At 71.9% G+C, this 11832-nt stretch carries 11 protein-coding genes and 2 pseudogenes; 5 read left to right on the top strand and 8 right to left on the bottom strand.

Annotated features, from left to right (window positions below; translation table 11 throughout):
- Window positions 1–156: 156 nt before the first annotated feature.
- Window positions 157–510, bottom strand: a complete 354-nt coding sequence (locus ACFUK0_RS06490; RefSeq protein WP_380246933.1) for a MerR family transcriptional regulator — start codon at window positions 508–510, stop codon at window positions 157–159.
- A gap of 34 nt (window positions 511–544) precedes the next feature.
- Window positions 545–961, bottom strand: a pseudogene (locus tag ACFUK0_RS06485) (aldo/keto reductase); the annotation flags it as partial.
- Between the two features lie 119 nt (window positions 962–1080).
- Between ACFUK0_RS06485 and ACFUK0_RS06480 the strand changes: the two are divergent.
- On the top strand, window positions 1081–2598 hold the full coding sequence (locus tag ACFUK0_RS06480) for a pentapeptide repeat-containing protein (protein WP_380246932.1): 1518 nt from the start codon (window positions 1081–1083) through the stop codon (window positions 2596–2598).
- Window positions 2599–2688: 90 nt separating this feature from the next.
- Here ACFUK0_RS06480 and ACFUK0_RS06475 read toward each other — a convergent pair whose 3' ends face one another.
- From ACFUK0_RS06475 to ACFUK0_RS06450, 6 genes and pseudogenes are all read right to left on the bottom strand, one after another.
- On the bottom strand, window positions 2689–3261 hold the full coding sequence (locus ACFUK0_RS06475; protein ID WP_380246931.1) for a dihydrofolate reductase family protein: 573 nt from the start codon (window positions 3259–3261) through the stop codon (window positions 2689–2691).
- Between the two features lie 110 nt (window positions 3262–3371).
- Complete coding sequence (locus ACFUK0_RS06470) at window positions 3372–4115, bottom strand: SRPBCC domain-containing protein (RefSeq protein ID WP_380246930.1); 744 nt, start codon at window positions 4113–4115, stop codon at window positions 3372–3374.
- Window positions 4112–4813 (bottom strand): ArsR/SmtB family transcription factor, encoded by a 702-nt coding sequence (locus ACFUK0_RS06465; RefSeq protein ID WP_380246929.1) that lies wholly within the window; start codon window positions 4811–4813, stop codon window positions 4112–4114. Before ACFUK0_RS06465 ends, ACFUK0_RS06470 begins: the two co-directional genes overlap by 4 nt.
- A 263-nt stretch (window positions 4814–5076) precedes the next feature.
- Window positions 5077–6057 carry an LAETG motif-containing sortase-dependent surface protein gene (locus ACFUK0_RS06460; protein WP_380246928.1) on the bottom strand — a complete coding sequence of 327 codons (981 nt, stop codon included), beginning with the start codon at window positions 6055–6057 and terminating at the stop codon, window positions 5077–5079.
- Window positions 6058–6689: 632 nt separating this feature from the next.
- Window positions 6690–7495 (bottom strand): annotated as a pseudogene (locus tag ACFUK0_RS06455) (DUF2071 domain-containing protein).
- Window positions 7492–7824 (bottom strand): metalloregulator ArsR/SmtB family transcription factor, encoded by a 333-nt coding sequence (locus tag ACFUK0_RS06450; RefSeq protein WP_380246927.1) that lies wholly within the window; start codon window positions 7822–7824, stop codon window positions 7492–7494. The pseudogene ACFUK0_RS06455 and the gene ACFUK0_RS06450 overlap by 4 nt, the downstream one beginning before the upstream one ends.
- A 161-nt stretch (window positions 7825–7985) precedes the next feature.
- On the opposite strand from ACFUK0_RS06450, the gene ACFUK0_RS06445 reads away from it, so the two are divergent.
- The 4 genes from ACFUK0_RS06445 (at window position 7986) to ACFUK0_RS06430 (ending at window position 11808) form a co-directional block, all read left to right on the top strand.
- A complete protein-coding gene (locus ACFUK0_RS06445) occupies window positions 7986–8738 on the top strand; it encodes a hypothetical protein (protein ID WP_380246926.1) in 753 nt (250 codons plus the stop codon).
- An 18-nt stretch (window positions 8739–8756) separates the two neighbouring features.
- Window positions 8757–9155 (top strand): hypothetical protein, encoded by a 399-nt coding sequence (locus ACFUK0_RS06440; protein WP_380246925.1) that lies wholly within the window; start codon window positions 8757–8759, stop codon window positions 9153–9155.
- A gap of 375 nt (window positions 9156–9530) precedes the next feature.
- On the top strand, window positions 9531–10109 hold the full coding sequence (locus ACFUK0_RS06435; protein WP_380246924.1) for a hypothetical protein: 579 nt from the start codon (window positions 9531–9533) through the stop codon (window positions 10107–10109).
- Between the two features lie 616 nt (window positions 10110–10725).
- Window positions 10726–11808: a glutamate--cysteine ligase gene (locus ACFUK0_RS06430; protein ID WP_380246923.1), complete on the top strand. Its 1083-nt coding sequence runs from the start codon at window positions 10726–10728 to the stop codon at window positions 11806–11808.
- Window positions 11809–11832 lie beyond the last annotated feature (24 nt).

Here is an 11832-nt window from a genome sequence, read left to right as displayed (position 1 = left end):
CGAGCGCGACGGCGCGAACGAGGCAGCTTGTGGACTGCCGGACGCGCCAGGCAGGGCAGCGGCGGCGGTAGCGGTAGCGGTAGCGGTAGCAGCAGGGAGGACGGGTGAAGGCCGGCCGCGTCGGTCCGGACGCGGCCGGGTGGCCCTGCGGGTCGGTCAGCTGTAGTAGGCGATCTTCCCGTCGAGGACGCCCATGGCACGGTGCAGTGCCGCCACCCGCTGCTCCAGGGCGGCCCGGCGCTCACGGAGGAAGACGACCCGGTCGTGCGGGGAGTGGTCGCCGCGCAGGATGGCGACGAAATCCCGCAGGTCCGCGATGCCGAGGCCGGCCTCACGGAAGCACGTGACCAGGCCGATCCAGAAGACGTCGTCCTCGGTGTACACCCTGTGCCCGCCGCCGGAACGCCGGATCGGGCCGATCAGTCCTTCGCGCTCGTAGTAGCGCAGGGTGTCGATGGACACGCCGGTACGGTCCGCGGCCACGGCCGGGGTGAGGGTCAGGGTGCTCATGGGGCTCCTCGTGGGTGACCGCGCTGTCGTGCCGGCGCGCTTCGGCGAAGCGCGCCAGGTGTTCGTCGGCGAGCCGCACACGGCGTGCGGCGAGTGCCTCCTCGACCTGCTCCACCCGGCTCGCGCCGACGACGGGAGCGATCCCCTGCCGCATCAGCCAGGCGAGGACGACCTGGTTTCCCGTGGTCGGGAGTGCGCCCGCGACGTCGTCCAGGACCGCGAGCACCCGGGTGGTCCCGGGGTGATCATAGGTCTGCGGAAGCGGCTTGTCCGCCCGCACGTAGGACCCCCACAACAACGAGCTGTACGACCCCACGGCGAGCCCCTCCGACCGCACGAGGTCCAAGTCCTCGGCGGTGAGCAGGCGGTGGCCGTCCTCCGCCACCGAGGCGAGCGGGCGCGGCTGGACGAGCGAGCGGCGCGGCCGCAGAGCCGTCCACGGTTCCACGTCAAGAGCGGTTGTGGCGGACCGCGCGACGCCCCGGACCCGTACCCACTCCTTCTTCCGGGATCTGTCACAACCCGCCGATCTCCGGTGCACACCGGCGGGAAGATCGTTAGAACGTGGTCATGACCGCTGCATCCGACATCACCGCTCCTGGCTGGCCGCACTGCGGGGAGGGGGCATCCGCCGATGATCCGGTGGGCTGCCGGGGCATACGGGTGGCCGCCGGCGGGCCCTGCCTGCGCCACCTGCCACCCGCCGACTACGCCGCTCACCTGGGCGCCCTCACCGCCGGCAGTGATCTCGACCTGCGCGGCACCGGCATCGACGAGAACCTGCTGAAGGATCTGCTCGGCGCCTGCACGGACCCGGCGACCGGGAGAGCCCGCTTCGGCCGTACCGACTTCACGCTGGCCGCCTTCACCGGCGACGCCGACTTCCGCGGGGCCACCTTCACCGGCGACGCCACGTTCAACGCGGCCACCTTCACCGGCGACGCCCGGTTCGACGGGGCGACCTTCGAGGGGTTGCAGCACTTGGGTCCGCTGGTCTGTGCGGGCAGGATCGGTTTCGACAGCGCCCGGTTCACGGGGGCTCAGGTCACCGTCGAGGCCGCCGCCTCGTACGTGACGTGCGAGCGGGCGGCGTTCGAGGGGTCCGCCGTGCTGCGCCTCCGGTGCGCCATCGTGCATCTGAGCCGCGCGTCGATGTCCGCCCCGGTGGCTCTGCAGGCCTGGCCCGTGCCGTTCACCGCCCGGGACGGCAGTGCGCTGGACGAGAGCCTGGTCTCCGCCGGTGGCCCGCCCGGCGTCCGGCTGGCCTCCCTCGGCGGGGTGGACGCCGCGCAGCTCGTCCTCACCGACGTGGACCTGAGCCGGTGCCAGTTCACCGGGGCGTTCCACCTGGACCAGATCCACATCGGGTTCGGGTGCCGCTTCGCGGCGCCGCCGGCCGGCTGGCGGCGCCGAGGCGTGCTGCCCGCGAGGTGGTCCCGGCGCAAGGTGCTCGCCGAGGAGCAGCACTGGCGTGCGCAGGTGGACGGGGCACGGGCACGGGGGTGGCCGGCGGGCCCGCATCACGGGGTGCCGGAGCGGGGCGCCGGCCCGGGTGAACTGGTGGGGGTGTACCAGCAGTTGCGGAAGGCGTTCGAGGAGGCGGGCAACGAGCCGGACGCGGCGGACTTCTACTACGGCGAGATGGAGATGCGCCGCAACGACGGCCGGCGTCCACGCGCCGAACGCCGGCTGCTGGGAGCGTACTGGCTCGCGTCGGGGTACGGCCTGCGGGCCTCGCGGGCGCTTTCCTGGCTCCTGGCCGCGATGGGCGCAAGCCTGCTGCTGCTGGTCCTCTTCGGGCTGCCCGACGACGCCCCCGACCCGGAGACCACCGGGACCTACGACAGCGGCACCGTACGGACGACGACCCGGACGCCCGACCCGGTGCTGACCCTGCCGTGGGGCGATCGGGTCACCGGGGCGCGGGCGGAGAAGGCGGCCCTGGTGGTGGTGAACTCGGTGGTGTTCCGCTCCAGCGGCCAGAACCTCACCCTCCCCGGCACGGCCGTCGAAATGGCCTCACGGATCGGCGAACCCGTCCTCCTCGGCCTGGCCGCCCTCGCCGTCCGAGGCCGTGTCAAACGCTGAACCCACACCATCGGGCCGACTGCGACCCCGACACCAGGCGTGGCCCCGACCCCGGCCAGGGCCACGGCCAGAGCCGGACTCCGTCCCCGGTCAGCGGACGACGTCGAAGACGTTCATCTGCAGGCCGTTGGCGTACACGGCGTGCTCGACCAGCTTGAGCTTCTGGGTGTCCTTGTCCGTGGCGGGGAACAGCCGCTTGCCCGCGCCGAGAAGGAGCGGGAAGACGAGCAGGTGGTAGCGGTCGATCAGGCCGGCGTCGGCGAGGCTCCGGGTCAGGGAGGCGCTGCCGTGGACGATGATGGGGCCGCCCTCGGTCTCCTTCAGGGCGGCGACCTCGTCGAGGGAGCGCAGGATCGTGGTCGGGCCCCAGTTCGAGACCAGGTCGTCTTCGGCGAGGGTGGTGGAGACGACGTACTTCGGCATCACCTTGTAGTCGGCGAACTCCTCCATGTCCGGCCACACCGGGCTGAACGCCTCGTAGCTGGTCCGGCCCAGCAGGATCGCGGCCGACTCCTTCTGCTCCCGTCCCTTCAGGTCGAACGCCTCGGGCAGGAACTCGACGTCCTTGAAGGTCCATCCGGAGTTCCGGTAGCCGGGTTCGCCGCCCGGGGCCTCCACGACACCGTCGAGCGAGATGAACGCGGTGCTGATCAGGGTGCGCATGAGTCTTTCCTTGCTGTCTCGTGTCGGTCTTCGACTACTTGTGGCTGTTCCTGGGCCCTGAAACTGCCGCTGGCGCTGCCGCTGTGACTGTGGGCTGTGGGCTGTGGCTGTCAGGCGAGGAGGCCGGTCAACCACCGCTGCCAGGCCGCCTCGGCCCCGTCCCGGTCCGGGTCCGGCCCGAACAGGTGATGGAACATCAGCGCCACGCCGGAGCCGTGGTGGAAGGTGTAGATCCCGTCGGCGGCCCGGACTTCGATCCGCTCGTCGTCGGACCAGACGACCTCGCCGTCCAACGGCGGCAGGCCGGCCGGCTCGGCGTACGCCCGGGCGCCCACCGCAGGCGTGGCCGGCAGCGACAGCGCCCGGACGAGCACCGCCCCCGTCTCCAGCGGTGTCCGCCCCGGCGACGGCGCCACGGCGAAGACGGGGGCCCCGGCGCGTCCGGCGAAGTGGGCGAGGTACTCGCGAAGCGTGTGCAGGTGGAAGGGCCAGCCACGGCGCAGGGCGTCGTACTCGTCCTGCCAGTCGTCGCCGAGCAGGCCGCTGTGGACGACCCGGAGCACCGTACTACTGCGGTCCCTTCCCTCGATCAGGTACTCGAAGGCCATGAACCGGCCGTCCTCCCCCTCGGCGGTCCGGCTGGCGAAGCGCTTGCCGGGCTCATGGGCGGTGATCACCGCCTCCTCCCGCCGGCCGCCGATGTCCATGGCGGCGACCCCGCCCTCACGCGGCTCGACCTCGTTGCGGCCCATGAACCAGGAGTCGATGCCCGGCCCTGTCGCGATCGCCTCCCAGACCTGCTCCGGGCTCGCGGGCAGCGTCGTCTCGAACGTGATCTCGAACGGGTGCGTCATGGTCGTCCCTCCTGTCCTGCTTCGGGTCCGTGCCAGGGTGTGACCCCGGCCTCCTGCGGCGGGCCGGCCGAGGCGACCGGACTGCCGGGTGCGCCGGGTACGTCGGGAGTGCCGGGGTGGGGCGCGGGGATCTGGTGGATCCCCACGACCACGCGGTTCCGCCGCCCTCCCGGGGCGGACTCGTCGTGATAGCGGCCGACCAGGCCGGCCACCGCCTGGGCCAGCTCCTCGGCGAAGGCCGTCCGGTCGGCTGCGGAGGCGAACCGCACCTCGGCGTCGATGCCGAAGCTCGCGACCCGCTGCTTGACCCGGGCCGCTCCGGTCAGCAGCATCCCGACCTCCTGCACCAGCCGGGCCCCCAGCGCCAGCAGCCAGCGGGCGGAGAGCTGGTCGGGAGCCCGGGAGGGATCCGGGCTGACGGCGGCCAGGGCACTGGGCGAGATCACGTAGGAGACGGCGGTGGCCCGGTACACCCGTTCGGTGACGTTGCCCTTGCGCCGCTCCTCGGCGAGCTCGACCAGCCCGTGACGCTCCAGCTCCTTCAGGTGGTAGTTGACCTTCTGCCGGGGCAGCCCCAGGCGGACGGCCAGCATGGCGGCCGAGCCGGGCTCGGCCAGGGCGGCGAGGATCCGGGACCGTATGGGGTCCAGGGAGGCCTCGGCCGCAGCGGGTTCTTCGATCACAGCGACGTCCAGCACCCCTCCAGGGTCCCTCCGACAGAAAAACTTGTCAAGGAAGAAAATACTGTCGGCGGGTCGCGGCTCAGGAGTACCTCGCCGGCGGCCGGGGGCGGATGCCCGGCGAGGACGAGGACGAGGACGAGGGAGGGGCGAGCGATGGAACGGCCGAGGCCCCCGGCGCTGCCGGGGGCCTCGGTGCTGCGTGTACTCAGGCGGGTGCTCGGACACAACGGATGGGCCGAGCGACATCGACGCCCCGGACCTCGTGGCGGGCGGCAGCTCTACTGGTGCGCGGCCTTGCGGCGGCGCAGTACCAGGAGGGTCCCGGCTCCGGCGGCCAGGACGACGGCGCCCGCGGCTGCGATCGGCAGGGTGCTGGAGCTGCCGCCGGTCTCGGCGAGGCCCTTGCCGGCCGCCGGGGCCGACTTGGAAGCCGTGCCCAGAGCCGGGGTCGCGCTCACTGCGCCGGCGGCCGTGTCCGCGACCTTCATTTCACCCAGGTAGTACCCGACGTACTGGGTGCAACTGTTCTTCTTGCTGCTTGCGGGCTTGGGTACGGAGCCGTTCTCGAAGACCTCGGACGCACCTCCCTGATTGCCCCCGTAGAGGCCGACCGGAAGGGCCGTGGTCGCGGTGATGCGCACCGAGACGGTGAGCTTCCCGCCCTTGGCGATCTTGTGGCTCCCGGTCATGACGGCGCGGGAGTCGTTGAAGTAGGCGGGTGCCCAGTCCGCGCCGGGAGTGCGCACCTGGACGGTGAAGAGGTCCTTCGTGAAGTGCTGGATCGGCGTGGTCGGCTCCTCCTCGGTGAGGTAGAGGTAGGTCTCGAACTTCTCGATGTCCACGCCGCTGGTGTTCTCCCACGTCGTGGAGACCTCCTGCGCAGGACCACCCTTGACCAGGGTGGTGCCCCACAGGCCGGTTCCCGTGACCTTCAGCTCGCCGGAGTAGACACCCCCGTTGCAGCGGTCGTAGTCGATCGAGGGGGACGGCAGCGGCACGCTCGGCCGGCTCGTGGGCGTCGGCGCGGCGCTGCTCGCCGCAGCACTCGGGGAGGCCGTCACCGTCGGGGTGGCCGTCGCCGTCAGTGAGGCGGTCGGACTCGGGGAGGCCGTCGGACTCGGAGAGGCCGTTGCCGTCGGGGAGGCGGTCGGACTCGGAGACACGCTGACCGCGCCGGCGCTCGCCGACCCGATGCTCACGCCGATGGCGAGTGCGAGCAGGGTGGACGAAGCCAGCATCCTGGTAGTGCGAATTGTCATTGCTCCGACTTTTTGGTTGATTATGTCTGAATTGGGCCCGCGAATGTCCGGGCGGTCCCAGATCATAGCGACGCGGCTCACCCCGGCGGCCGACGGGGCGTCAGTTACTGAATATGCCAGAAATGTCCGGCCGTTCGCCGGCACAGGATTGTTCCGGAGGCAGTACCGATGGCAGACGAAGGGGAAAAGGAACCCGAATCCCCCGTGCCGCCCACCTGTCGGCCCGTCAGGTACGGGTGGTGATCATTCCATCAGGTCTGCGTCCTCGGGGGTCCACGGGAAGCGCAGCCAGGGGCAGTTGGCGGGCACGTCGCGCTCCGGCTCGAAGCCGAGGACCGCGTCGACGAGCGACCGAGGGGGCAGGTACCCGTGATCGATGACGGCAGGCAGAGGTCGCAGTCATGCAGGCCCATCATCTCGTTGACCACCTGGGCCGAAAGGATATCCAGCAGCTTCTCGGCGAAGCCCGCTGGTGTCGGGCCACTCCTCCAGGGGCATCTCGCCCGTCAGCCGGCCGATATTGGTCCGCTCGCAACGGGGCCGGAACACCGGCCAGCCGTATCCCCCGGTCACATCGGTGAATATCTCCCGGTCGTCCGAGTAGACGTTGGGAGTGAGATCGCCACAGAAGGTCATCGCACGGTCCTGCCACCTCCGCGGCGGAGGGTGTCCCGGTCCGCCGCCTCCCACGGCGGTCGGACGAGCTGAGCGCCGGGGCCAGCCACCATGGTCGGGAGCGGCCGCCAACGGGCGGGGACGTCTCGCATGACGAGGGCGCAGTCCAGGGTCGCGCTCCCCGGCGGGAAGCGGTCCGGGTCGTCGAAGAAGGACGAGGTGGCGGAGCGGACCCGGCCGGCCGACACCTGCCAGGCGTCCGTGTGCAGCTCCATGCCGTCCAGGTGTCGGCCGGAGCCGGTCGCCGAGTAGCCCTTCACCCCGGCCCGGAAGAATCGGGAGGCCTCGGCGAGATCGGCGAAGAGCCCGCTTCCTCGCAGCTCGTCGGACAGCTCCACGGTGACGTCCGCCCGCATGTCACCGTCCCGTGTCGCGAAGGCGACACGCACCTGGGCGGGTGTCTCGTGCACCGCGAAGTCGGCGCGGCCGTGTTCGCCGGGGAAGATCCGGCCTCCGGCCCAGGCGTTGACCCGCGAGGCGGTGTCGCGTCGTGGGATGTAGACGCCGGTCTCGACCCCGTCCGGCCCGTCCCATTCGACGGCGATCCGATGCGCCGCGTTCTCGCTCCGCAGCCCCAGCGCCCTGGGGTCCGGACCGGCCGGACACTTCCCAGCCGCAGCAGGCAGATACCCGCGACCGCGTGGCCGTGCACCAGCTGCGGGCGCAGCGGTTCGGGAAGAAGGCGTGCCGCCGCGTCCGGGGCGACCCGGTAGTTCACCAGGAGCCGTCGTTCGATGACGCTGGACAGACGCGGTTGCCTCATGCTCCCTCACCCCGCTCTGCGGCACGCCACTTGGTGTGGCGAAGGACGATCTGCTCGGGGCAGACGACGCTGAGGAACCGGCCGATGCAGGTCGCCAGGCGCTCTTCGACCAGGGCGTACAGGATCCGATTGCCGTCCCGGCGCTCGGTGACCAGTCCGGCTCCCTTGAGCACGCCGAGATGCCGTGAGATGGACGGCGCGCTGATCGCGAACCTGCTCGCGATCTCACCTGCCGCGAGCTCGCCGGCTCTGAGGTCCTCAAGGATCTGGCGCCTCGTCGGATCGGCGAGGGCGCGGAAGGCTCCTGCCTCGTCCTGAGTTTCTGTCATGTCAGCTATTTAGCACATTAGCTAAGTATCTAACAAGAAGTCAGGGCCGCCACGATCGGTGATTTGACGAGCGGCGTTCCGGTTGCCGATAGTCGTCGGGGCGACCTGGTACGAGTCAGCGGCTCGACCGGGGGCGCCAACTGCGGGCCGGGGAGGGCGACGTGAACGCTGGGATCTGGATACTGCTCGTCCTGCTGGCCGTCGCCGGAGTGATCGGCCGGCGGCTCCACCGGTACCCGGGCGGCTGGAAGTACGCCTTCGCCCCCGAGCACGACGCCGCCCGCCGCGACCTGGGCACCGCACGGGACACCCTGCGCGACCTGAAGCGGTCCGCGCAGAAGGAACTCGCCGGCGCACGGGCCTCCGCCGAGGCCGCCGCCACGGCCCACCGGCGCCGAGTACGCGAAGCCGAGGAACACCTCGCCTACCTGCGCGAGCCCGGGCGCGGTGGATTCCGGGCCGAGATCGACGGTCTCTCGCTCTACGAACACGTCCTCGCCGTGAACACCGACGACTGGCGCGGTGATCTTCCGCTGCACGACATCTCCGTCCGCTCCGACCACTCCCCGACCGCCGGCCACGTCTACCTGGTCGCTCCGAACGGGCGTCAGCACCTGTTGACCTACCCCGTCGCGGACATCGGGGAGGAGTACGTCCGCAGGTTCGTCGTCGACGTCCACAACGCCGTCTCGGACGCCAAGGCGTTCCAGCAGGAGCGGGCCTCCCTCATCCGGCAGGCCGGAGCCGACCTCCGGCGCATCCGGAGCGACACCGGCGAGCGCGCGGAGGCCGAGCTCCGCCTCGGCGAGGTAACGGCCCGGCAGGGCAACGACATCCGCATTCCGAGGGCGCGACAGGACCTCGACGCGGCGCAGGACCGCTGGCACGCGTTGACCGGTCACCGCCCCCACTGACCGCCGGGACCCGCCAAGATGTACCGCTCCTGGAGCCGGATCGACCGCACCCAGACGCCGGCCGCCTACGCCCACACCGTGCTGGTCCGCCCTTCGTCTCCCACCGTCGGCGGCGCAGCGCTCAGGACCGACGCCGTGCTCGGTTCGGTCGACTGCGGCCGGGACACCCCGCCGACCTGCCAGGTACTTCCGAACGGCACCGCCCTCCGGTCCGAGCGGGTCCCGCTGGCGAACGGACAGCTCATGTGGGTCGTCATCGCCATCCGCCCGGACGGCCGCCGGGTCAGGGTGAGCGCGACCAACTCCGAGCACCCGATCACGGATTCGAGCCACCCCACCCGCGCCGAACCGCCCTTGACCATCGACCAGTTGCAGGCCATCGCCCTCAGCCCGCACTGGGACCGTCAGACGCGGTGAAGCGCTCAGGGCTGCGGACAAGGTGGCGGGTCGACGCCGCGCCGGGGCCGGGCGGGCCGCCAGGACGATGTCCGCCACCCCGGCACCGGCCGCCTGCGCTAGTCTCCGGCAATGCCAAGGATTGATCGAACTCTCGTCCGGGACCGGCGGGCCGGCTCCGCCCTCCGCATCCGGACGGTTGCAGGCATTGTTCTCGGCGTCGCCGCGCTGGCCGGCTGCGCCCCGACCCCTGCCTCTCCGCCTCCCTCCGCAGGTCCGTCCATATCCGCGAGCGTCCCGACGAATGCAGCGCCGCCGGCCTCGACGCCGGTCGCCCGAGCCTCCGCGACAGGTCCGTCGGCCGCGTCGCTGTCCTTCGACTACCGCGCGCTGGGCATGGAGGAGTACATCGACCAGACACTCCTTGTCGACAACGACGGGGACACCAGCGTGGTACCCACCCTGGTGATCACCGCGGTGGACGGTGCCGGCAAGGATCTGCCCGACGTGCAGGTCACCACGGCCTACGGAAGCGACCGGGGAGATCTCGTCATCCAGCCCGGTGGGGGCTACGACGTTCTGACCTTCCACGGGACCGACGCCGGACTCGCCGCCGATGTCAGGGTGACCGTCAAAGACCTTGTCCCGACGGACTTCTCCGTGAGTGCGGCGGCGGTCGAGGCCAAGCCGGCGGACGCCGCAGGCCGGCCGCTCACCAAGTTCGACGCATTCGACCAGGTCATCCTGAAGAACCCGAACGACACGGCCGTCGCCGTCCGCGTCGTCTATCTGGTCTACGACCAGCCGTCGGCGGGAGCGTCCCAGCAAGCGATCGAAGTGGTCCCGATCGGCGGGTTGACGACGGTTCCCGCCGGGGGCACGACGTCCGTGGCTGTGTCGGGAGACGCCAGGGCGGCCGTCCAGAAGTACTCGGACGGACCAGCCGTGAGTGTGAAGACCTGCTTCTCCCGGTAGCCGGTAACCAGCCGACTGGACGACCGGACGACCGGCAGTCGGTGGCCCGCTCGCAGTCGGGCCGACGGCCCCCGCCCTCGGCCCGCTACTCCCCGTCGCCCTCCCGGACCGAGCGGACCGAGCGGACCGACACATCCCCCGGCCACAATCGGGTAGGCGCCCGGGGGCGGACGAAGTCCGCCCGGACATCAGGACGGCGCGGCAGAGCGGACCAGGCGCCGGGTGGCTCTCACCTCCCGGCCGCGCCCCCGGACCGCCGTCAGCCGTCGTCGCCCGCTACCGAAGGAGCCAGGATGACCCGCCCGACCGACCCCGTACCGCCCAACCCCACGCCAGCACCCGGGCCCGGTGGCCCCGGACCCGGACCGTTGCCCGGCCCCGTCCCCGGTCCCGGCGGGCCGGACCCGGTACCGCCCGCGCCGCCCGGCCCGTCGGAACCCGACCCCTGGCCGGACCCGGTTCCGGCTCCGCCGCCGCACCCCGGTCCGGGGCCGCTGCCCGGCCCCGGCCCCACCCCGGCGCCCGTCACCTGAGGCGGACGACGGGAAGGACCGCCCGGCTCTCCGCACCACCGGATTGCCGGATTGCCGACGGTGATGCGGGGTAGCCGAGCGCCATGCTGACGTTCGGAGTCGAAGAAGAGTATCTGCTGATCGATCCCGTGAGCGGGGTGCCGGTGCCCCGGGCCACGGAGGTCCTGGCGGCCGCCGACCTGTTGCCGACTCTGCAGCCCGACGAGGCCCAGCACGAACTGCTCCAGGTGCAGGTGGAGGTGGCCACGCCGGTCTGCGAGGCCCTGGACGAGGCCGCCGCCCACCTGGAGCGCCTGCGGGCGGCCGTGAACACCGCCGCACGGGAGGCGGGCTGCCGGATCGCGGCGGTCGGTGCGGCGCCGTTCGCCGGTCTCACGCCCGTCCCCGTCACCGACCGGGCCCGCTACCGCTCGGCACGGGCCGAGGCGCCGCAGCTGGTGGACGACCTGATGCTGAACGGCATGCACGTCCACGTCGGCATCCCGGACCGCGAGCAGGGCGTGGCCGCCCTGAACAGGATCCGGCCCTGGCTGCCCGTTCTGGTCGCGCTGGCCGTCAACTCCCCGTTCTGGGAAGGACGGGAGACCGGCTTCGCCGGCTGGCGGACGATCCACTTCGACCGCTGGCCGGCCAGTGGACTGCCGCCGGCCTTCGCCGACGCGGCGGACTACGAGCGGCGGACGCAGGCGCTGGAGGACGCCGGCCTGATCCGCGACCGAGGCGGCCTGTACTGGCACGCCCGGCTCTCCGAGCGCTACCCGACCATCGAGATCCGCGCCACCGACGTCCAACTGCGCGTAGAGGATGCCGAGTTGTTCGCCGGACTCATTCGTGCCCTGGTGGCCTCCGCGCTGGCGGACGAGCGCCGGGGGACACCGCGTCCGCAGCCCGACGAGGAGATGCTCCGCGCCGCCACCTGGCAGGCCGCCCACAACGGGCTCGACGGTCCGCTGGTGTCGCCGACGGGCGGCCCGGCCATGGCCGCCGAAGCCGTGGTCAAGGAACTCAGGGCGTACGCCGCGCCCGGTCTGGCCGAGACCGGTGACACCGAACGGATCGACCACCTGCTCAGGGAGTTCCTGGCCGCCGGGACGGGCGCCGACCGTCAGCGCCGTGCCTGGCAGGAGGGCGGCCGGGCGGGCCTGCTCGGTCTCCTGCTGGAGTAGCCGTCGTCCGTCGGCCTTCCGGGT

Source organism: Kitasatospora sp. NPDC057223, from assembly GCF_042669755.1.
In the GTDB taxonomy this organism is placed as follows: Bacteria; Actinomycetota; Actinomycetes; order Streptomycetales; family Streptomycetaceae; genus Kitasatospora.
This window is presented reverse-complemented; position numbering and strand designations above follow the sequence as displayed.